The 20,995-nt window shown below is 71.8% G+C and carries 22 protein-coding genes; 10 read left to right on the forward strand and 12 right to left on the reverse strand.

The genetic code is table 11. From position 1 onward, the window contains the following. Positions 1 to 93 precede the first annotated feature (93 nt). From ABD126_RS13330 to ABD126_RS13370, 10 genes are all read right to left on the reverse strand, one after another. Positions 94 to 924: a 5-oxoprolinase subunit C family protein gene (locus ABD126_RS13330; RefSeq protein WP_343934226.1), complete on the reverse strand. Its 831-nt coding sequence runs from the start codon at positions 922 to 924 to the stop codon at positions 94 to 96. A 311-nt stretch (positions 925 to 1,235) separates the two neighbouring features. Next, entirely contained in the window at positions 1,236 to 1,841 is a 606-nt protein-coding gene (gene pxpB / locus ABD126_RS13335; RefSeq protein WP_343934087.1) for a 5-oxoprolinase subunit PxpB, read from the reverse strand. 240 nt (positions 1,842 to 2,081) lie between these two features. Then, complete coding sequence (locus ABD126_RS13340; RefSeq protein WP_309109727.1) at positions 2,082 to 2,717, reverse strand: heme-binding beta-barrel domain-containing protein; 636 nt, start codon at positions 2,715 to 2,717, stop codon at positions 2,082 to 2,084. Positions 2,718 to 3,083: 366 nt separating this feature from the next. Further along, a complete protein-coding gene (locus tag ABD126_RS13345; RefSeq protein ID WP_343934088.1) occupies positions 3,084 to 3,383 on the reverse strand; it encodes a DUF1416 domain-containing protein in 300 nt (99 codons plus the stop codon). Positions 3,384 to 3,386: 3 nt separating this feature from the next. After that, positions 3,387 to 4,232 carry a sulfurtransferase gene (locus tag ABD126_RS13350; RefSeq protein ID WP_121224447.1) on the reverse strand — a complete coding sequence of 282 codons (846 nt, stop codon included), beginning with the start codon at positions 4,230 to 4,232 and terminating at the stop codon, positions 3,387 to 3,389. 27 nt (positions 4,233 to 4,259) lie between these two features. Then, the gene (locus ABD126_RS13355; protein ID WP_343934089.1) at positions 4,260 to 4,697 is read right to left on the reverse strand and encodes a DUF4395 domain-containing protein; all 438 of its coding nucleotides are present in this window, start codon (positions 4,695 to 4,697) and stop codon (positions 4,260 to 4,262) included. Positions 4,698 to 4,802: 105 nt separating this feature from the next. Next, positions 4,803 to 4,880 carry a putative leader peptide gene (locus ABD126_RS38795; RefSeq protein WP_358256176.1) on the reverse strand — a complete coding sequence of 26 codons (78 nt, stop codon included), beginning with the start codon at positions 4,878 to 4,880 and terminating at the stop codon, positions 4,803 to 4,805. A 66-nt stretch (positions 4,881 to 4,946) separates the two neighbouring features. Beyond that, positions 4,947 to 5,375, reverse strand: coding sequence for a TlpA family protein disulfide reductase (locus ABD126_RS13360; protein WP_343934090.1), 429 nt, complete (start codon positions 5,373 to 5,375; stop codon positions 4,947 to 4,949). Next, a complete protein-coding gene (locus ABD126_RS13365; protein ID WP_343934091.1) occupies positions 5,372 to 6,178 on the reverse strand; it encodes an LmeA family phospholipid-binding protein in 807 nt (268 codons plus the stop codon). The genes ABD126_RS13360 and ABD126_RS13365 overlap by 4 nt, the downstream gene beginning before the upstream one ends. 10 nt (positions 6,179 to 6,188) lie before the next feature. After that, positions 6,189 to 7,004, reverse strand: a complete 816-nt coding sequence (locus tag ABD126_RS13370) for an alpha/beta hydrolase family protein (protein WP_343934092.1) — start codon at positions 7,002 to 7,004, stop codon at positions 6,189 to 6,191. A gap of 82 nt (positions 7,005 to 7,086) precedes the next feature. On the opposite strand from ABD126_RS13370, the gene ABD126_RS13375 reads away from it, so the two are divergent. From ABD126_RS13375 to ABD126_RS13420, 10 genes are all read left to right on the forward strand, one after another. Then, positions 7,087 to 7,839, forward strand: coding sequence for a winged helix-turn-helix domain-containing protein (locus ABD126_RS13375; RefSeq protein ID WP_343934093.1), 753 nt, complete (start codon positions 7,087 to 7,089; stop codon positions 7,837 to 7,839). A gap of 278 nt (positions 7,840 to 8,117) precedes the next feature. Then, complete coding sequence (gene mshD, locus ABD126_RS13380; protein ID WP_343934094.1) at positions 8,118 to 8,999, forward strand: mycothiol synthase; 882 nt, start codon at positions 8,118 to 8,120, stop codon at positions 8,997 to 8,999. 194 nt (positions 9,000 to 9,193) lie between these two features. Continuing rightward, the gene (gene pstS, locus ABD126_RS13385; RefSeq protein ID WP_343934095.1) at positions 9,194 to 10,315 is read left to right on the forward strand and encodes a phosphate ABC transporter substrate-binding protein PstS; all 1,122 of its coding nucleotides are present in this window, start codon (positions 9,194 to 9,196) and stop codon (positions 10,313 to 10,315) included. A 34-nt stretch (positions 10,316 to 10,349) separates the two neighbouring features. Then, positions 10,350 to 11,408 carry a phosphate ABC transporter permease subunit PstC gene (gene pstC / locus ABD126_RS13390; RefSeq protein ID WP_343934096.1) on the forward strand — a complete coding sequence of 353 codons (1,059 nt, stop codon included), beginning with the start codon at positions 10,350 to 10,352 and terminating at the stop codon, positions 11,406 to 11,408. Next, positions 11,405 to 12,319: a phosphate ABC transporter permease PstA gene (gene pstA / locus ABD126_RS13395; RefSeq protein ID WP_343934097.1), complete on the forward strand. Its 915-nt coding sequence runs from the start codon at positions 11,405 to 11,407 to the stop codon at positions 12,317 to 12,319. Before pstC ends, pstA begins: the two co-directional genes overlap by 4 nt. Positions 12,320 to 12,329: 10 nt before the next feature. After that, positions 12,330 to 13,106 carry a phosphate ABC transporter ATP-binding protein PstB gene (gene pstB / locus ABD126_RS13400; RefSeq protein WP_343934098.1) on the forward strand — a complete coding sequence of 259 codons (777 nt, stop codon included), beginning with the start codon at positions 12,330 to 12,332 and terminating at the stop codon, positions 13,104 to 13,106. A 262-nt stretch (positions 13,107 to 13,368) separates the two neighbouring features. Further along, on the forward strand, positions 13,369 to 13,716 hold the full coding sequence (locus ABD126_RS13405; RefSeq protein ID WP_343934099.1) for a hypothetical protein: 348 nt from the start codon (positions 13,369 to 13,371) through the stop codon (positions 13,714 to 13,716). Between the two features lie 7 nt (positions 13,717 to 13,723). After that, the gene (locus ABD126_RS13410) at positions 13,724 to 14,287 is read left to right on the forward strand and encodes a DUF3558 family protein (protein WP_343934100.1); all 564 of its coding nucleotides are present in this window, start codon (positions 13,724 to 13,726) and stop codon (positions 14,285 to 14,287) included. Positions 14,288 to 14,302: 15 nt separating this feature from the next. Beyond that, positions 14,303 to 15,814, forward strand: a complete 1,512-nt coding sequence (locus tag ABD126_RS13415; protein WP_343934101.1) for a hypothetical protein — start codon at positions 14,303 to 14,305, stop codon at positions 15,812 to 15,814. After that, positions 15,811 to 16,608: an ESX secretion-associated protein EspG gene (locus tag ABD126_RS13420; protein ID WP_343934102.1), complete on the forward strand. Its 798-nt coding sequence runs from the start codon at positions 15,811 to 15,813 to the stop codon at positions 16,606 to 16,608. The genes ABD126_RS13415 and ABD126_RS13420 overlap by 4 nt, the downstream gene beginning before the upstream one ends. Before the next feature lie 86 nt (positions 16,609 to 16,694). Here the strand turns inward: ABD126_RS13420 and phoU are convergent, their stop codons facing one another. Then, entirely contained in the window at positions 16,695 to 17,360 is a 666-nt protein-coding gene (gene phoU, locus ABD126_RS13425; RefSeq protein WP_343934103.1) for a phosphate signaling complex protein PhoU, read from the reverse strand. 81 nt (positions 17,361 to 17,441) lie between these two features. Next, positions 17,442 to 20,975 (reverse strand): LCP family protein, encoded by a 3,534-nt coding sequence (locus ABD126_RS13430; protein WP_343934104.1) that lies wholly within the window; start codon positions 20,973 to 20,975, stop codon positions 17,442 to 17,444. Positions 20,976 to 20,995 lie beyond the last annotated feature (20 nt).

Consider the following 20,995-nt stretch of genomic DNA (forward strand, 5'->3'; position numbering starts at 1 on the left):
TTGACAGGGAATCGTTCGAGAACCACGGCGGCCACGTCCGAACGTAGGTCGTGCGACCGCGAATGACAATGGGTCTAGACCAATTGCGTCCGTTCAGCCCTGTGGGCGGAAGCGGACCGCGGTCCCCGGGCGGGCCTGGCCCAGGAGGGGGAGCGCTTCCCGGGCGACGACCCCGATGACCGGGTAGCCGCCGGTGGTCGGGTGGTCGGCCAGGAAGATCACCGGCAACCCGTCCTTCGGCACCTGCACCGCGCCCGTGACCAGGCCTTCGCTGGGCAGCTCCCCGGTCCTGGCGCTGCGCAGGGCGGTGCCGTCGAGGCGGAGGCCGACCCGGTTGCTGCGGTCGGAGACGGTCCAGCGGCCCTGGCGGAGCCGGGTGGCGGGGTCGTCGAACCAGTCGTCGCGGGGGCCGAGCAGGAGCGGCAGGTCGAGCACGTCGGGGACGTGGACGGGGACGAGGACGTCAACGCCGGTCGGGATGCCGGTGGGGGTGCCCAGGGGGAGGACGTCGTGCGGTCGGAGCGGGGCGGGGCCGATGCCGGAGAGCAGGTCGGTGGCCTGGCTGCCGAGTTCGGGGTCCCGCGCGACGCCGCCGGAGACGGCGACGTAGGCGCGCAGTCCGGTGGCGGGGGTGCCGAGGGCGAGTTCGTCGCCGGGGCGGAGGTGGATCGGGGAGTCGCGGTGGACGCCGTTGACCAGGGTGGGCGTGCCGGCGCCGGTGACGGCGACCGTGCAGGCGGTGTCGGCGCGCAGGTGGAGGCCGCCGAGGAGGACTTCGAGGCCGGCGGCGTGGTCGGGGTTGCCGACGAGGCGGTTGGCGAGGCGGAGGGAGGGCTGGTCGAGCGCGCCGGACGGGGGGACGCCGAGGTGCGCGTACCCGGGCCGGCCGAGGTCCTGGACCAGCGCTTGGGGGCCGGTGCGCAGGACGGTGAGCGAACGGACGACCCGCTCTCGCCCCTGCGGCCCTCCGCTCGGGTTGCCCACCGGCTCTCTGCGCGGGCCGCTCTCGGTCTCTCCGTGCTGGCCGCCCTCCGGCTCTCCGCCCTCGGGCTCGCCGCCCCGGCTGCCCTCGGGCTCTCCGCGCGGGCCGCCCTCCGGCTCTCCGCTCCGGCCGCCCTCCGCCGGGGCTCCGCTCTCGGGGCCGGTTCGCCGGGCCGTCGGGGTGCGGGCCGTCGGGGTGCGCGCCGTCGTGGGGTTCGTCGTGGCGTTGGTCGGGCCGGTCGCGGGGCTGGTGGTCATGCGGTGGCCTCGAAGCGGACCCGGTCGCCGGGCTGGAGGAGGGCGGCGGGGTCGCGGCGCGGGTCGAAGAGGGGGGCGTCGGTGCGGCCGATCAGGCGCCAGCCGCCGGGGGTGGCCCGCGGGTAGGCGGCGGTGTACTCGCCCGCCACGCCGACCGACCCCGCCGGCACCTTGGTGCGGGGCGAGTCGAGGCGGGGCTGTTGCAGCGCCTTCGGCAGTCCGACGAGGTAGGCGAACCCGGGCGCGAACCCGCAGAACGCCACCGAGTAGGTCGCGGACGTGTGCAGCCGGACCACCTCGTCAACGTCGATCCCGGCGGTCTCGGCCACGAGTTCGAGGTCGGGCCCGTCATATATGACCGGGATCAAGACTTCGCGCGACTCGACCTCGACGCGGTGTTCGAGATCGACGGTGTCCAGCACGCGCCGCACCGACGACAGCCCGCCGGGCCGGGTGCTGATCAGGACCGTGCGCGCGGCGGGCACCAGTTCGACCACGTCGGGCAGGTCGGCGGCCCGGACGGCGGCGCGCACCGCTTCCACCTCGCCGAGGGAGTCCACCTCGACCAGCACCGCGTCGGTGCCACAACGCCGCAGCCGCATGAACACAGGATACGGCCTACAAGAGGATTGTTGAACAATTCAATCGGAGAACTGTTCGACAATACGACCGATCGGGCGAACCACAACGCCGGCCCGGCCGGTACAGCCAGCCGGACTGGCCGCCCGACGCCACCGGCCGGTACGGCGAACTGGGCCGGCCGCCCGTCGCCACCGCCGGCACGCCCAGCCGGGTTGGCGGCGTGACGCCACCGGCCGGGTACAGCCGCCCGAGGGCCGGTGTCAGCCGACGACGCGCTTCAGGTGGGCCGAGGTGTGCGGCTGGAGGGGCTGACCGACCATCGCGCGCTCCTCGACGTACGCCAGGTCGCCGTTGTTGACGATGCCGTACAGCCGCTGCGCGCCGGTGACCTCCTTGGCGGTGGCCGTGCGGATGACCGCGTCGGTGCCCAGTTCCCACGACGTCTGGGTGCGCGGCTTGCCGTAGTACAGCTCCACGATCCCGGTGTTGTGGGTCAGCAGGACCTCGATCGTGTCGTCGGCCTGCGGGCGCCAGAAGCCGGTCTCGCGGGCGGCGGGGCGGATGACGTTGCCGTCGGCGTCCAGCAGCCAGGAGCGGGCTTCGTAGTAGAGGAACGGGCGGCCGTCGTGCGCGAACGTGATCTGCTGGCCGAAGCGGTAGGGGCCGTCGATCGTCGGGTAGACGACCTCGCCCTCGCCGCGCCACACGCCGACCAGGGGCAGCAGCGCCAGGCAGGCGTCGTGCAGGGAGGGGCCTTCGCGCAGGTTCGCGGTGTCCGCCGGGATCGGCAGGTCGTCGAACTGCGGGAGGTTGCGCGTGCGGGTCACCTCGGCACGCGCGGCAGCCGCCTGGACCGCCGCGTCACCGCTGCCCGGGACGGGTGCGTTCTCGGTCATCAGCGCTGGTCGGAGTACAGCCGGTAGACGACGTACCCGGCGAACCACACGACGAGCAACGACACGAAGACCAACAGGCCTGTGAAGAAGTGTTCCACCCGCCGAGTTTATCGCCCGGCCGGCGACCCACACCGACCACGGTGGTCAACGCCACGACCCGCCGAACCCCACCCGACGGCTGCCGACTCCCCCGACCAGCCACCCGCACCGCCGCAGCCGGCCCACCCAACTCCTCGCCGCCGCGCCGCGCGCTCACCACCGCCCGCGCCGCCGCCGCGCTCACCGCTCAAAGCGAAGGCCCCGGTGGCAGGTGCCACCGGGGCCTTGCGGGGGTAGCGCCGGAACCCGTCCGTGCACTCCCGAAACTCACGCCACCGCGACCTCGACCGGGTGGACGCCCGGACCCTCCGCCGACACCGAGGCCTGGCCGTTGCCCGACCGGTGCAGGGCGCGGATGGTCCACGTGCCCGGGGCCGCGTAGAAGCGGAAGTCGCCCTGCGGCGAGGACACCACCTCGGCCGTGAACTCGCCGGACGCGTCCAGCAGGCGCACGAACGCGCCGCCCACCGGGCCCGACGAGTCGCTGACCTTGCCGGTCAGCACGACCTCGCCCGAACCGACCTCGACCTCGACACCCTGCACGGGCGCGCCGCAACCGTCGCTCATACCTCAGGCCTCCTTGCCACTGCCGAGCTCGACCGGCACGCCGACCAGCGAGCCGTACTCGGTCCACGAACCGTCGTAGTTCTTCACGTCCTGGTGGCCCAGCAGCTCGTGCAGCGCGAACCAGGTGTGCGACGAGCGCTCGCCGATGCGGCAGTAGGCGATCGTCTTGCGGGAGCCGTCGAAGCCGGCCTCGCCGTAGATCTCGGCCAGCTCCTCGTCGGACTTGAACGTGCCGTCCTCGTTGGCCGCCTTGCTCCACGGCACGTTGATCGCGCCGGGGATGTGGCCCGCGCGCTGCGCCTGCTCCTGCGGCAGGTGCGCCGGCGCGAGCAGCTTGCCGGAGAACTCGTCGGGCGAGCGCACGTCGACCAGGTTGCGGTTGCCGATGGACTCCACGACCTCGTCGCGGAACGCCCGGATCGACAGGTCCTGCTCCTGCGCCTTGTACTCGGTCGCCGGGCGCTCGACCGGCTCCTTGTCCAGCGGGCGGCCGTCGAGCTCCCACTTCTTGCGACCGCCGTCGAGCAGCTTGACCGACTGGTGGCCGTACAGCTTGAAGTACCAGTACGCGTAGGCCGCGAACCAGTTGTTGTTGCCGCCGTACAGGACGACGGTGTCGTCGTTGGAGATCCCCTTGGCCGACAGCAGCTTCTCGAAGCCCGCGCGGTCGACGAAGTCGCGGCGGACCGGGTCCTGCAGCTCGTTCTTCCAGTCGACCTTCACCGCGCCGGGGATGTGGCCCCCGTCGTAGGCAGTGGTGTCCTCGTCGACCTCCACGAACACCACGCCGGGCGTGTCGAGGTTCTCCTCGGACCAAGCGGCCGAGACCAGGACGTCTTCACGGCTCATCGAGCGGCTCCTGTTTCTTTGCGTTTCTTACTGCGGGCGTGCGAGGACTGGGGCGTAGCGGCGCAGGAGCAGGAACATCTCGCAGCCCAGGCACAGGCCGAGCGCGGCGTTGAGCAGCGCGGCGACCAGGGCGGCGGACGTGGCGACGACTCCGAGCGCGGTGAGACCGGTGGCGTACCCGATCGTGCCGACCAGGGCGAAGACGAACCCGACGCCCTGCGCGAACCGCAGCGGGGCGGCCTCCTCGCGCTCGGACGTGGGGGTCAGCCTCGGCTGGAGGGCGAACCGGTACACGTGGCCCCACGGGTTGAGCTTGAGCGAGATGAACGCGCACAGACCGAACAAGAGGGTCTGCGCCGCGAGGAGCCGCCACGACCCGGTCAGCAGCACGACCGCGAGGATGGCGGCGGTGATCCAGGCGCTGAAGCGGGGACCTCGGGGATCTACGGGGGCATCTTTCGGCACGGCGACCTCCTGACGGTGACATGACTGGGCAGTCCGTCTTCAGGCGGTGTTAGGGGCAGTCGGACCCACCCGTCAAGGGCGTCCGGCGGCCGGTGCTCCGCCCGGTCAGCTCGCCGCGCGACACAGGCTGCTGCGGACGCGGCACAGGTCCACCGCGAGTCGCTTGGTCAGCAGGCTGTTCATGGGCACGAGACTAGCCGCTCGTCCCCCATGCCGGGAGTGGCGTCCACAACGTGGGAGTTCCCAGGTTCACCCGATCGGTCGAGGCAGATGAGGCCGCAAAGCCGCAATGAGCGTGTCGCGCTTCGGGACGCCCCCGACCCGGAGCAGCTCGGCACCCGAGGCGTCGAGGGCGAGCGTGGTCGGCGTGCGCAGGACGCCGAGCCCCTTGGCGACTTCGGGCAGGTTCGTGACGTCGAGTTCGACATGCCGAAGTCCGTCGGTGCGGTCCGCGAGGTCCGCCAGGAGCACGCGGGTGTGGCGGCACGGCGCGCAGAACGTCGTGGAGATCTGGAGCAGGGTCACCGGAGTCGCCGGGTCGAGCAGGTCGCGCACCGGGCCGGGCAGGTCGTCGCGTGGTTTCGCCGTCACCCGAACCCTCCCGCCGTGCCGGCGCAGCAGCACCCCGACGACCGCCACCACGGCGACCGCCCCCAGCAACGCCCACGCCCCGGTCATCGGACTCCATCAAGTGGGATGTTGTTGATCGTGCCCTCGACGGTGAAGGCCCCGCTCTCCACTTTGACAGCCGTCGGCGTCACGGTGAAGGGCAGCCGGCCCGGGTCGATGGTGACGCTCAACGCCGACCGCACCGCGCCCAGCACCTCCGCCAGGCCCGCCAGCGACGTGTCGTCCAGCTCGACGTCCTGCACCGCCACCGCGACCTGCCCGTCCACCAGCGACACCGACCCGTAGGCGGTGATGCGCAGCTTGCGGCCGGCGACCGTGGTGTTGCCGCTGAGCTTGACCGCGGCCCGCGTCGGGTCCGGCTTCCCCGACGCCTGCGTGGGCGTCGCCTCCGGCCGCGTGTCCGGCTCGATCGCCATGTCGGTGAACGGCGTGACGTTGTTGACCAGCCGGTTCAGGTCGGCGGCCTTGATCTTCACGCTGCCGGTGACCTGGTCGATGGTGGCGTTGGACGTGTCGCCCGCCAACAGGTCCGACAGGCCGATGCGGGTGTGGTAGAGGTTCGCCCGCACCTCCAGGTCGCGCAGGTCGTCGCGCACCGGCACGCCGGTCGCGGTGATCTCGACGTCCCGGTAGTCGCCGGCGACCGCCTGGAAGAGGAACGGGAACCCGTTGATCCGCACCGACGGGTCCTCGCTGAGGTTCAGCTTGTCCCGCATGCGCTGCGCGATCTGGTACTCGCCCGCCGCCGCGAGGCCGAAGTCGGCCGCCACCAGCAGGCCGACCACCACCAGGCCCGCGACGATCAGCTTGCGGCCCCGCGTCGGGCGGCGCTTGGTCTGCGTGACGGTCATCGACTTCCCTTTACGAAGACTCGTGGTCCAGCCAGGTCGCGATCCGGTCTACCAGAGCGGGCGTCATCGCCGACTCCGCGTGGCGGATCCGTGGTTCCACCCACAGGACGGCGTCGCCACCCGCCGCCCGGTGCAACGCGCGCGCGTGCGCGGGGTCGAAGTAGTGGTCGTCCTCACCGTGCACGATCAGCAGTGGGGTGGGCGTGATGCGGTGCACCACCTCCAGCGGGCTCTCCGGCGTCGTCCGCCACGGCGGCCCCAGCCGGACGCCCAGCGCCCGCGCCGCCAGCCTGCCGTGCGGCTGTTCGAGCAACCAGTGGACCCGCCGCATGGCCGGCGTCTCGCGCACCCACCACCGCGACGGGCTGCTCACCGCGGCGACGGCGTCCGGGTGCTCCGCGTGCAGGGCGGCGTGGCGCAGCGCGATGGAGGCGCCCATGGAGAACCCGACGGTCACGACGCGTCGGTACCCGAGTTCGCGGGCCAGCGAAACACCGGCGGCGAGGTCGTGCACCTCGTCGTGGCCGACCGTGCTCAGCCCTTGGGAACGCCCGTGACCCCGGAAGTCGAGCGCGACCACCCCGCCGTGCCGCGCGAAGCGGCGCAGCACGCGGGCCACGAACGGCTTGCCGACGTGGTTGGTGAAGCCGTGGCCCACGACGAACGCCAGGTCGGAGCCCCCGTGAGCGGGGCTCACGTGGACACCGCTCAGGAGGACGGCGTCGTGTGACATGCGTGTAACACGCGTGACGCTTGTGGAAACAACTGTGACCCTGGCCGGCTGACCTGGGCCTTTCGTGCCGAGCACCGGTATCGTCTCCGACATCCGCAGGCAACGGGGCCCGGTCACCGTACTTCGCGCTGCCTGGTCCGGTGACCAGACACCGGCCGAACGAGAGGGCGCCGCGATGAGCATCGACGTGCTGCTGCTGACCACCGACTCCGATCCCGAGGCGGTCCTGCCCGCGCTCTCCCTGCTGCCGCACGACGTGCGCCCGCTGCGCCCCGAGGTCTCGGCGCTGCTGGAGGCCGGTCCGCACGACGTCGTCCTGGTGGACGCCCGCACCGACCTGGTCGGCGCGCGCAGCCTGTGCCGCCTGCTCGACTCCAGCGGTGTGGACGTGCCCGTGGTGGCCGTGGTCACCGAGGGCGGCCTGGTGGCGGTGAACTCGGACTGGAGCGTGGACGAGATCCTGCTGCCGACCTCCGGCCCGGCCGAGGTGGACGCCCGGCTGCGCCTGGTGCGCTCGCGGCGCGGCGCCACCCAGCCCGGCGGCGACGGCTCGCTGCAGCTCGGCGAGCTGGTCATCGACGAGGCGACCTACACGGCGCGCCTGCGCGGCCGTCCGCTCGACCTCACCTACAAGGAGTTCGAGCTGCTGAAGTACCTGGCCCAGCACGCGGGCCGCGTCTTCACCCGCGCCCAGCTGCTCCAGGAGGTGTGGGGCTACGACTTCTTCGGCGGCACCCGCACGGTCGACGTGCACGTCCGACGCCTGCGCGCGAAGCTCGGCCCCGAGCACGAGTCCCTGATCGGCACCGTCCGCAACGTGGGCTACAAGTTCGTCCGCCCGCCGCGCCCGGGCGCCTCCCGCCGCGTCGAGCACGTGGTGGACATGGACGCCCCGGTGGACGAGGCGGAGCTGATCTTCCGTGCCTGATGGCGCGACTCCGTCGCGCGGCTCGGCCGCCTGGGAGTCGGCTCATCGCGTCGCCTTTCCCGCCGATCGGAAAGCGTGATCGGCGGGAAAGGCGGCGCGACAAGCCGACGCGGCCTCGCGCAAAGGCGGCGCGACAAGCCGACGCGGCCTCGCGCAAAGGCGGCGCGACAAGCCGACGCGGCCTCGCGCAAAGGCGGCGCGACAAGCCGACGGCGGCCTCGCGCGTGGGCGGCCCGTGTCCGCTGACGGTTTGGTGATCACCTAGTAGGTTCGGCGGTGTGGAATCGACCTGGCTTGAGGAGCTGACCGACGAGCAGGCCCGTGAGGTCGCGGACCTGCTCGAAGCCGCTCAGTACGCCGACGGCGGCGTCGCGCCCGTCGGTGAGGCGGTCGTCCTGCGGCTCCGGCCGGGGGCCCGCGGCAGCAATCACCTGCTCGTGCGCGAAGACCACACGTTGGTGGGTTACCTCCACCTGGACCTCTTCGGCGACGCCGATGGCAACAAGGTCGCCGAACTCGCCGTCCACCCCGACCACCGCCGCAAGGGCGTGGGCACCGCCCTGGTCGAGGCCGTCGCCGAACGCGCCAACCCGCTGCGCATCTGGTCGCACGGCGGCCACCCCGGCGCGCAGGCCCTGGCCGCCAAGCTCGGCTACCACAAGGTCCGCGAGCTGCTGCGCCTGCGCCGCCCGCTGGACGACACCCTGCCCCGGCCCGAGCTGCCCGACGGCGTCCGCCTGCGCCCGTTCGAGCCGGGCCGCGACGAGGCGGCCGTCGTCTACGTCAACCACCGCGCGTTCTCCTGGCACCCCGAGCAGGGCGCGATGAGCATCGAGGACGTCCGCGAGAAGGAGCACGAGCACTGGTTCGACGCCAAGGGCTTCCTGCTCGCCGTGGACGCCGAGGAGCGGCTGCTCGGGTTCCACTGGACCAAGACGCACACCGGTGACCTGGGCGAGGTCTACGTGGTGGGCGTCGACCCGGACGCCCAGGGCGGCGGCCTCGGCAAGGCCCTCACCCTCGCCGGGCTGGACCACCTCCGGTCCACCGGCCGGCGCGAGGTGATGCTCTACGTCGAGTCCGACAACGCTCCGGCACTGGCCGTGTACACCCGGTTGGGGTTCGAGAAATGGGACTCGGACGTTCAGTACGCCAAGTAGTGACAGACCGGTCACGTCACGCAAACGTGCAGGTCACGGGATCACCCGAAGGGCGGTGTCACCGGTCACCTCCCGTGTGGAGTTCACCCCCCGTTCATCTTCTCCTGGGCGCTTGTCCACCATCGCTGCCTACCGTCCGTGTCGTGCGGCGGTGCTCGCCGCCCGATCCCGCTTCCGTCAGGTGGAGGACCCAGGTGAAGACCAAGCGGCACGGTGCCGTTGCAGGCCTTATCGCGGCCGGTGCGCTTCTGCTCACCGCATGTGGCAGCGACAACAACGCCCCCGCGGGCGGCAGCACGACGTCGGGCAACGCGTCCGGCGTGGCGGTCGAGTGCGGTGGCAAGTCCAAGCTGAACGCTGAGGGCTCCTCGGCCCAGAAGAACGCGATCGACACGTTCGTCCAGGCCTACCAGCAGAAGTGCGCGGGCTCCGACCTCGCCTACAACGCCTCCGGCTCCGGCGCGGGCGTCAAGAACTTCCTCGCGGGCCAGGTCGACTTCGGCGGCTCGGACTCCCCGCTGTCGGAGAGCAAGGGCGAGGTCGCCAAGGCGGCCGAGCGCTGCAAGGGCAACCCGGCGTGGAACCTGCCGCTGGTCTTCGGCCCGGTGGCCATCGGCTACAAGCTCGACGGCGTCACCGACCTGACCCTGACCGGCGAGGTCGCCGCCAAGATCTTCAACGGCACCGTCAAGAAGTGGAACGACCCGGCCATCAAGGCCCTCAACGGCAGCGCCACCCTGCCGGACAAGGACATCAAGGTCGTCTACCGCTCCGACGAGTCGGGCACGACGGACAACTTCCAGCTCTACCTGAAGGCCGCCTCGAAGGGCGCGTGGACCCAGGGCGAGGGCAAGACCTTCAAGGGCGGCGTCGGCGAGGGCAAGGAGAAGTCCGCGGGTGTCGCGCAGGCCGTCGGCTCCATCGACGGCGCGGTGACCTACGTCGAGCTGTCCTTCGCGCAGGAGAACAAGCTGTCGATCGCCAAGATCGACACCGGCTCCGGCGCGGTCGCCCTGAACGACGAGTCGGTCGGCAAGGCCATCGACGGCGCCACCATCAAGGGCACCGGCAACGACCTGGTCCTCGACCTGAACTCGATCTACGGCACCACCACCGCGGGCGCCTACCCGCTGCTGCTGGCCACCTACGAGATCGTGTGCTCCGCGGGCTACGACGCCGACACCGCGAAGGCCGTGAAGGCGTTCCTGACCGTGGCCGCGACCGACGGCCAGGCCGGTCTGAAGGAGGCGGGCTACGCTCCGCTGCCGAAGGCCTTCCAGGACAAGCTGCTGACCGCCATCAAGGCGATCGCCTGAGCGGGCCGGCACACTTCCCGCAAGCGGCAACGCGATGAACGAGAACATCGTGGCCCAGCGCCTCGCGGGCACCGGAACCCCCGGTGCCCGCGAGGGCGTTCCGGCCGCTCGACCCGACTCGGAGGCTCCGATTCCCCCGACCACGGAAGCCGAGAACACAGCACCCCACGTCCGGCCGGGTGACCGGATCTTCCGCGGCCTCGCCACCGGTTCGGGCATCTTCATCGTCGTCCTGATCGGCGCCATCGGCCTGTTCCTGCTCCTCCAGGCCGTCCCGTCGCTCGCCCTGGACCAGGTCAACTTCCTGACCAGCCGCGAGTGGTCCACCGGCGACGTGACCAACCTGCGCTTCGGCATCCTCGACCTGCTGCTGGTCACCGTGGTGTCGTCGGCGCTGGCCCTGCTCCTCGCCATGCCGATCGCCCTGGGCATCGCGCTGTTCCTCACCCAGTACGCGCCGCGCCGCCTCGCGCGGCCGTTCGCGTACGTGGTGGACCTGCTCTCCGCCGTGCCGTCGATCATCTTCGGCCTGTGGGGCCTGTTCGTCCTCGGCCCGGTGCTGACGCCGTTCGCCGAGTGGCTGATGGACAAGCTCGGCTGGATCCCGCTGTTCGCCAAGGGCAACGTGAGCATCGAGCTGGGCGGCACCATCTTCACCGCCGGCATCGTGCTCGCCGTGATGATCCTGCCGATCATCACCGCCGTGAGCCGCGAGGTGTTCGACCGCACCCCCGTCACCCACGTCGAAGGCGCCATCGCGCTGGGCGCCACCAAGTGGGAGGTCGTGCGGACCACCGTCCTGCCGTTCGGCAAGGCCGGTTACGTCAGCGCCTCGATGCTCGGCCTCGGCCGCGCGCTCGGCGAGACCATCGCGTTGATGATCATCCTCAGCACCACCAGCGCCGCGTTCGGCTGGAGCCTGTTCGACGGCGGCGCCACGTTCGCCTCCAAGATCGCGCTCGCCGCGCCGGAGTTCAACGACCCGAAGTCGGCGGGCGCCTACATCGCCGCCGGCCTCGTGCTGTTCGTGCTGACCTTCGTCGTCAACGCCATCGCCCGGTCCATCGTCGCCGGTCACAAGGAGTACGAATGACGACCGAGACGGCGGACCTGAACCGCCTCGCGACGCCGCCGACGTTCCAGAGCGTCAGCGGCGCCCGCAAGTTCAAGAACGGCGTGGCGACCGCGCTGGTGTACCTGGCGTTCGGCGTCGCCATCATCCCGCTGGTCTGGGTGCTCTACACCGTGATCGAGCGGGGCTTCCCGGTCGTCCTCGACGCCGACTGGTGGCAGAAGTCGCTGTCCGGACTGCTGTCCCGGCAGCAGGGCGGCGGCGCGTACCACGCCATCTACGGCACCCTGGTGCAGGCGCTGGTGTGCGGCCTGCTGTCGGTGCCGATCGGCCTGTTCGTAGCGATCTACCTGGTGGAGTACGGCGGCCGGTCCAAGCTGGCCCGCGCCACGACGTTCATGGTCGACATCCTGACCGGTGTCCCGTCGATCGTGGCCGCGCTGTTCGTCTACACGCTGTGGATCACGACGATCGGGTTCAGCCGCAGCGGCTTCGCGGTGTCGTTGGCGCTGGTCCTGCTCATGGTGCCGGTGATCGTGCGGACCACCGAGGAGATGCTCAAGATCGTCCCCGACGAGCTGCGCGAGGCCTCCTACGCGCTGGGCATCCCGAAGTGGAAGACCATCGTCAAGATCGTCATCCCGACAGCCCTGTCCGGCATCCTGACCGGCATCATGCTGGCCCTGGCCCGCGTCATGGGCGAGACCGCGCCGGTGCTCGTGCTCGCGGCGTACGCGCCGTTCATCAACTACAACCTGTTCGACGGCCCGATGGCGTCGCTGCCGTTGTTGATGACCACCGAGCGGAACAACCCGACGCAGGCGGGCTTCGAGCGCATCTGGGGTGCGGCGATCACCCTGGTCCTCATCATCACGCTGTTCAACCTGCTGGCGACCGTGATCTCGCGGTGGCTGGCCCCGAAGACCAAGTGAGCGGGCGGTTATGGCCAAGCGCATCGACGTGAAAGACCTCAACCTGTTCTACGGCAAGTTCCACGCCGTCGACGGGGTTTCGCTGTCCGTGCCGCCGAAGAACGTGACCGCGTTCATCGGACCGTCCGGTTGCGGCAAGTCCACCGTGCTGCGCTCGCTCAACCGCATGCACGAGGTGGCGCCGGGCGCGCGGGTCGAGGGCAAGGTGCTGCTCGACGGCGAGGACATCTACGCCCCGTCGGTGGACCCGGTGCAGGTGCGGCGCACCATCGGCATGGTGTTCCAGCGCCCGAACCCGTTCCCGACCATGTCCATCCGCGACAACGTCGTGGCGGGGCTCAAGCTGGCGGGCGAGCGCAACAAGAAGAAGCTGGACGAGGTGGCCGAGCGCTCCCTGCGCGGCGCCAACCTGTGGAACGAGGTGAAGGACCGCCTCGACCGCCCCGGCGGCGGCCTGTCCGGTGGTCAGCAGCAGCGCCTGTGCATCGCGCGAGCCATCGCCGTGCAGCCGGACGTGCTGCTGATGGACGAGCCGTGCTCCGCGCTGGACCCGATCTCCACGCTGGCGATCGAGGACCTGATCACGGAGTTGAAGAAGGAGTACACGATCGTCATCGTGACCCACAACATGCAGCAGGCGGCGCGCGTCTCCGACCAGACGGCGTTCTTCAACCTGCTGGGCGTCGGCCAGCCGGGCCGGCTGATCGAGGTGGACGACACGGAGAAGATCTTCTCCAACCCCAGCCAGAAGGCGACGGAAGACTACATCTCCGGCCGCTTCGGCTGACCCGACCACGCCTCGGGGAGAGGGGCCCTTCCGCCTGTAGGCGGGAGGGCCCCTTCGCGTTGTGGTATGTGTCACCCGTTCGGGTGGCTACGCGGCTGCGACGTGCGGCGCTGGAACCCGGCGTGTTCCGATCACGTCATAGCCGGGACACGGTCTGACGTGCGCGGTAACGTGCTTGGCAGGAATTGAGTGATCGCAGGGGGTAGTGGTGGCGCCACAGGGTGCGTGGAGCGCTGAATCCATGAGCGCTATGACGACCAGCATGCGTGGCTTGAAGCAGGCCGCGGAGTCCGGCTCGTTCGCCATCAGCAAGGAAGGCGCCGAGGCCTACGTCAAGGCCATCGAGGACGCCCAGAAGGAACTCCGCCAACTGGACAAGTACAACGTCCAGTTGTCGCAGGAGACGAAGCTCGGCACCAGTCCCGACGCCCAAGCGATGAGCCGCTACAACGCGGAAAGCGCGAACGGCGGTGCCGGGACCACGGGCATCGTGCCGGCGCTGAACCAGTTGAAGATGGCGCTCGAAGACGCCAAGCTCGCGATGAAGAAGGCGATCGAGAACTACGACCAGGTCGACGGCTCCGCTGCCAGTGGCCTGAACCGCTACTGAGATGGGGATGCAGTTGATCAGGAACCTGGCGATCCGTTCGATCCTGCCGATCGCGGTGCTCGGTGCCGTGCTCACCGGCTGCTCGGAGAAGCAGGGCGGGACGCCCACCGCCGGTAGCGACACCCCGACCACGACCGGCACCTCCGCGAAGCCGACCACGACGTCCTCGTCGGGCACCGGCGGTGGCTTGGAGTCCTTCGACGCCTGCGCCGCGGTGCAGGCCGCTGTCGGCCAACTGCCTCTCACCGAGATCGAGCCCAACGGCAAGGCGGGCTGTGACGCCGAGTTCGGCACGACGGTGTCCGTGGGCGTCAAGGCCTACCCGAGCCTGGGTGTCGCCGACTTCGTCATGGGTCCGGATTCGAAGCCTTCCGACATCACGGTCGGAAGCCACAAAGCGCGCAAGGTCGCCGCGCCCGGTGGCGGTACGTCCAGCTCCTGCGCGGTGACGATCGAGGTCACCGCCAAGTCGCGCGTCGACGTCGTCGCCTCCGCCAACGCGTCGCAGGACGAAGCGTGTGACGCGGCCGAGAAGGTCGCGAAGGCCATCGAGCCCAAGCTGCCGAAGTAGGACAGGAGGACAGTCGTGGCACCGCCGAACACTCAGCAGCAGAACCCCAACGCGACCAAGGTCACCTACGCCGGGCAGACGGACGCCGAGCTGGAGGCCGAGTACCGGCGGGAAGCCGAGAAGAACGGCGGGTTCTTCGGCGTCTTCGCCACCATCGACGACTACCTGCGCTGGAAGACGCAGTCCGCGCAGAACCAGCAGCAGCAGAAGCAGGACCTGGAGAAGGTCGTCGAGAACTACCGGCCGCCGATGTCCACGGCCGGCTCCTTCTACATGGGCTACTCGCACGACCAGCTCAAGTCGATGGTCACCGACAACATGGCCCCCTCCACCGCCAACGAGCAGGGCGAGGCCTGGACCAAGATCGGCAACACGCTGGTCGACCTGCAGAACAACCTCACCAAGGCCACCGAGGCGAGCAAGGGCGAGTGGCAGGGCAAGGCCGCCGAGGCCGCCCAGGGCTACTTCACCAACATGGCCGCCTGGTCCGGCAACGCCGCCCAGGGCGCGCAGCTCACCGGCAACAAGCTCTACGAGCAGAGCCAGGCCGCGGAGACGGCCAAGACGAGCATGCCCGAGCCGGTGCAGTTCTCCACGGCCGACGCCTACAAGATGTTCTTCTCCGAGCCCAACCCGTTCAAGTGGGCCGAGACGATCGACAAGATCGAGCAGAAGTTCGAGGAGAAGCAGCAGGCGCACGAGCGTGCGGCCGAGGTCATGACGTCCATGTCGACGAGCTTCCAGCAGTCCGGCTCGACGATGCCCGCGTTCGTCCCGCCGCCCCCGATGGAGGGCAGCGGCGGCAGCGGCGACCCCGGCGGCAACCCACCCGGCATCGGCAGCCGGCCCACCGTCCCCGACGGGCCCGGCGGCATCGGCGGCTCCGGCATGCCCGGTGGCTCGATGCCCGGTGGCGGCTCCGGCGGCAACCTCAACCAGTCCGGCGTCATCCCCGGCGGACCGGGTGGTCCCGGCATTCCGCCCGGCGGTGGTCCCGGCCTGCCCGGCGGACCCGGTGGGCCCGGCTACCCGGGCGGTCCCGGGTACCCCGGCGGTCCCGGTTACCCGCCCGGCGGCCCGCTGCCGCCCGGTGCGCGCCCGCCCGGCGGTCCCGGCGGACGGCCCGGCCTGCCCGGTGGCGGCCCCGGTGGACGCCCCGGCGGCGGTCCCGGTGGGCTGCCCGGCGGCGGACGCGGTGGCGGCATGGGGCCCGGCGGCATGGCGGCGGCCGGTCGTGGCGGCTTCGGGCCCGGCGGGTTCGGGCCCGGCGGTTCCGCGGGGCTGCTCGGCGAGTCCGGCAAGGCCGGCGCGGGCGGCTTCGGGCCGGCCGGCGCGGGTGGCCTCGGCGGTGGCGCCGGTGGTCGTGGCGGCGCGGGCATGGGAGCCGGCATGGGCGGCATGGGCGCCGGCGCCGGCAAGGGCCAGGGGGACGAGGACAAGGAGCACAAGTCCGCGTCGTACCTGGTCGAGACCGAGGACGTCTTCGGTGACGGCACGATGGTCGCGCCCCCGGTCATCGGCGGGTGAGCGTGTTCTCGTTCGCCCTGTCCCACGCGGCGGCCGACATCCTGTGGGAGGACCTCAAGCTCGGCAGCCGTCCCTACCCGTTCGAGTTCCCGTACCTCGGCCAGACGATCGACGAGCGGCGCGGCATCCGCAACGCCGTCTACAAGGACCTGGAGTCCCGCGGCCTCGCGTCGCGGGGTCGGGTCTCGGCCGAGGTCGAGGAGGCGCTGAACCTCCTGGTGCGCTTCGACTACTCGCTCAACGCGGTCGCCTCGCTGGACGCCCGCAACGTGGAGCGCCAGCTCCTCGCCCGCAGCGGCGCGCAGGGTGAGCTGGCGGTCCTCGCCGTCCTCGACGACCGGCAGCTCAAGGTCGAGACCATGCGGTCGTCGTCGCTGCTGCGCGCCGTCGTGGATCTGATCCCGCCGCAACGCCCCGGCCCCGGCCAGTCGGTCACCGTGGCGATGCCGTCCGCGGCCCCGCCGCCCCGCCCGCGCCAGGACGAGGACTTCGGCAACGCCACCTTCACCCAGGCGATGGCGCCCCGCTCCACCGGCGGCTCCCAGGTCCGGGCGCTGGAAGCGGTGTTCGAACGCCCCCGCCTGCGCGCCGGCCAGTTCGGCGTCACGGTGCGCGGCCGGCACGGCCGGGAGCAGCGCGCCCCGCAGATCGCCTGGTTCGACAACGACCAGGGCCGCTACATGTCGCAGACCCGGCAGGGCCAGGACGGCCAGAAGTGGCTCACCCACGCCCCCGCCGACAACGCGCGCATCGCGGGCCAGCTCGCCCAGGAACTGAACGCCCTGCTCAACTAGGCCCCACAACGCACGAAACGCGCGCCCTCGGTCCTCGGACCAGGGCGCGCGTCGCGTTCCAGCGGGTCAGCCGCGTTCGGGGCGGGTCAGTCGTCGATGTCGCCGCCGTAGCCGGGCATCCGGCCGGTGACGACGAAGACCGTGCGCTTGGCGACCGACACCGCGTGGTCGGCGAAGCGCTCGTAGAACCGGCCGAGCAGGGTGGTGTCCACGGCGGACGGCACGCCGTGCGGCCACTCCTTGTCCATGATCACCGTGAACAGGTGCCGGTGCAGGTCGTCCATGGCGTCGTCCGCGTCCTCCATGGAACGCGCGCGCTCGACGTCCTGCGTGCGGATGACCTCGGTGGCCTCGCGCGCCAGGTTGACCGCGATGCGGCCCATCTCCGCGAAGTACGGCTCCACGGTGTCCGCGAGCACGCGGTTGGGGTGCCGGCGGCGCGCGGCCTTGGCCACGTGCAGCGCCAGGTCGCCCATGCGCTCGACGCTCTCCGCCGCGTGGATCACGGCCAGCACGATGCGCAGGTCGGTCGCCACCGGGGCCTGCAGCGCCAGCAACGCGTAGGCCTGCTCCTCGATGCTCGCCCGCGCGTCGTCGATCTTGGCGTCGTCACCGATCACCTGCTCCGCGACCGCGAGGTCCGCCTGGAGCAGCGACGCGGTGGCGCGCTCCATGGCGTCACCGGCCATCGAGCACATGTCGGCGAGCCGGTCGGCGAGTTGTCCGAGCTGGTCGTGGTAGGCCTCACGCATGGGCGTCAGCCTACGTGCAGGTGGTCGCGGCGGCGACATTCCCCAGTGAACCCGAGGTGAACCCGGGACGACCAGTCCACGTCACGCGCACGGGTCCACGCCGGCGTTGACCACGTCGACCGGCGGCGTCGCCGTCTTGCCCGGCTGGGCCGCCGTGCCACCCGGTTGGGGGGCGACGACCTTGCGGTCCCACTCGGGCCCGAGCAGCAGCAGCACCGAGCCGCCCATCTCCGGCCGGAACTCCGGCGTCGCGCCGGGGACCGCGGCGGCCAGCGTGGCGGCGGCGTCCTCGCCGCCGATGCCGTACCGGATGACCGTCTTGGGCGTGGCCTCGCCGCCACCCCAGTTGACGACGCTGAACCCGAGCTCCTCCAGGCTGTCCTTGGCGAGCTTCGCCGCGCCGTCGCGGCCACCCTCGCCGTTGAACACCTGGATCTTCAGGCCCTTGGGGTCGATCACCTGGCCCTGCTTGGGCTGGGCGGGCGCGTTGGACGTCGGCGCGGACTGGGCCGGCGTGGTCGGGGTGGCGTCCGGCGTCTCGCCCGGCAGCGGCGTGCCGTCGATGATCGCCTGGAACAGCGCCTTGGTCTCGTCCTCCAGCAACAGCTCGATGTTGTCGTGGTTGGACTTCGTCGGGCCCTCGTCCGTGCGGTGCGGCACGGTGACGAAGCTGACCCGGCCGGCCTCGATGCCCTGCAACGACTGCGCCAGCGTCAACATGTCCTTCACGCCGATGTTCTGGCCGACGGTGGACGAGGCGAACGCGTTGAGGAAGTTGTTCAGCTTGCCGGGGTTGAGCAGCATCTCGGACGACAGGGCCGTGCGCAGCAACGAGGACAGGAACTTCTGCTGCCGCTTCACGCGGTCGTAGTCGCCGAGCGGCTCGTTGGTGACCTTGCGGGCCCGCACGTAGTCGAGCGCCTTCTCGCCGTTGATCTCGTACTGGCCCGGCTTGTCGAAGATCACGCCGAGCTCTTCGTCCTCCATGACCTTCGGCACGCAGACCTTGATCTTGCCGACGGCGTCGACCATGCCCTTGAAGCCGTTGAAGTCCACGGAGATGAAGTGGTTGATGGTGAGGCCGGTCAGCTCCGTCATGAACGTGCTGACGCACCGCGGGCCGCCGTCGGCGTAGGCCTCGTTGGCCTTGACGCCCTTGGCCTTCGGGAGCACCTCGCCGGTGTACTCGCCGGTCTTCCAGTCCCACTTCTCGCACTCGGGCCGGGTGATCTCCAGGTCGCGCGGCACGGACACCACGACGACCCGCTTCCGGTCCGCCGGGATGTGGGCGAGCATCAGCACGTCCGACCGCGCACCCGGCTCCTTGTCGGCGTCACCGACACCGTCCTCGGGCTTGGCGCCCGCGCGGGTGTCCGAGCCGACGATGAGGAAGTTCTCGTCACCCAACTGCTTCTCCGCCTCGTGCACCGCGGCGGAGTTCGTGTTGAGCGCGTCGATCTCGGTGAACTTGCTGTCGATGTACTGCATCGCGCCCCACCCGATGCCGGTCGCGACGAAGACGAGCACCGCGCCGGTCAGCGAGAGCACCTTCACGGTCCGCACGATCTTGCTGTGCTTGGCCGTGCGCGCGCGGCGGCGGCGCGGGAGGTCGGCGTCGTCGGCGTCGTCCAGGGGTTCGGCGAAGACGGTGGCGTCCTCGTCGTGGTCCTGCTTCCAGGGCAGGAGCTTCTGCCGGCGTTCCTTCTTCTGGCGCTCCTGCTCGGCCAACTCGTCGTGGACGGCGGAGAACCGGGCGAGCGTGTGGTCGACCTCGCGACGCTTCTTGACGTCGTCGCTGATGGCCTCCATCTCGGTGGTGAGGCTCAACGGGTCGATCTGGTCACGCGGCGTCGGGGCGGGCGGCGCGGGCGGTGTGGGCGCGGGGGCACCACCGAGCCTGCCCGCGATGTCCCCACCTTCGGCCGCCACGTCGGACCCGCCGCCCGCGAGCCTGCGCGGCCCACCTTCGGCGAGTCGACGCGGCCCGCTGCCGTCGGGTCCGCCTTCGGCCAGGCGTCGTGGCCCGCTGCCGTCGGGTCCGCCTTCGGCGAGTCGGCGAGGGCCGCTGCCGTCCGGCCCACCTTCGGTCAGGCGTCGCGGTCCGCTGCCGTCCGGGCCACCGGGACGTCCCGCGAACCCACGCGGGTCGGCCCCATTGGCACGACGCGGATCCACCGGCCGGCGACCGGTGTCGGACGGACCGGCCTCGGCAAGCCGCCGAGGACCGCTCCCGTCCGCGAGATCACGCGGCCCAGCGGGCGCGCCGTCACGCCGACCTCCGCCGGCGAGGTCGCGGGCAGCCTCACGCGGGCCACGGCCGGGAATGTCGTAGGCCCCGGTTTCGCGCGGACCGCCGGGAACCTGGTGCGCCCCCGTTTCGCGCGGACCGCCGGGAATCTTGTGGGCCCCGGTCTCTCGCGGGCCGCCGGGGATCTTGTGCGCCCCGGTTTCGCGCGGGCCGCCGGGGATGCTGTGGGACCCGGTTTCGCGCGGGCCGCCGGGAGTGTTGCGGGGGCCGGTGTCGCGGGGGCCGCCGCCGACGAAGTCGCGGGGAGCGGCTTCGCGCGGGCCGGCGGGTGCGGTGTCGCGGGGGGCGACGCCCGGGCCGGCGGGGGCGGGGCGGCCGTTCGGGGGCACGTCGCGCGGGGCCGGGCGGCCGGGGTCGCGGAGTGCTCGGTCGCGGGGGCCGCCGGTGGCGAGGTCGCGGGGCGGGGTCTGGCTCGCGTCGTGCGGGGTGGCGGCCAGGTCGCGGCGTGCGACACGCGGGGCGGCGGGGTCGCGCGGCAGGCCCGAGTCGCGCGGACCGGGGTCGCGCGGCAGGCTCGGCTCACGGGGCGCGGCTTCACGGGGCGAACCGGGAGCGCCGGGCGCGGTGTCGCGGGGCAGGCCGGGAGCGCCGGGAGCGCTGGGCGCGCTGGGCGCGGTGTCGCGCGGGAGGTTCGGGGCTGCGGCGCGGCGCGGGGGTTCCGGGTCGGCCGGGCGGCGTGGCGGGGCCTGTTCGGCGGCGCGGCGGGGTGCGGCGTGTTCGGCGGACAGGTCCGGGCGGGCGCGGCGGCCGGTCGACTCCGGGCCGAAGTGGCTCGGCGGGGCGTCCTCCGGGGTGGGCCTGCGGCGGCGGCCGGTGTCCTCGGGGCGAGCGGGAGCGAGGTCGTCCGGGAGGGGCCGGCGGCCGGTCGGCTCGGGTGCGACCCGACGTCCCGTCTGCGGCGGCTCGGGCACCGCGCGCCTGCCGGCCTCGGGCACCGCCCGCCGGGCGGCCTCCGGGTCGGGTACCGCGCGCCGGCCGGTCGGTTCGGGCTCGGGTACCGCACGGCGGCCGGTGACTTCGGGCGCGACTGCCGCGCGGCGGCCGGTCACCTCGGGCTCGGGCATCGCGCGGCGGCCGGTCGACTCGGCCTCGGGTGCCGCCCGCCGGCCGGCCGACTCCGGTCTGCGGCCGTCGGTCGGCGGGACGGGGCGCGGGATGTTCGTGCGGCTGTGCTGCTCCAGCAGTTCGGAGACGCTCAGCCCCCCGCTGCCCTCCATCGACCGGCGTCGGCGGCCGGTCGGCTGGTCGTCGGGAACGGGCTGGTCACCACGAGGTCCGGGGCCGCCACGGCGGGGCTCGTCGGGCACCCGGTCTCCCTTCAGCAACA

The sequence above is a fragment of the Saccharothrix mutabilis subsp. mutabilis genome, from assembly GCF_039521145.1.
Lineage (GTDB): Bacteria > Actinomycetota > Actinomycetes > Mycobacteriales > Pseudonocardiaceae > Actinosynnema > Actinosynnema mutabilis.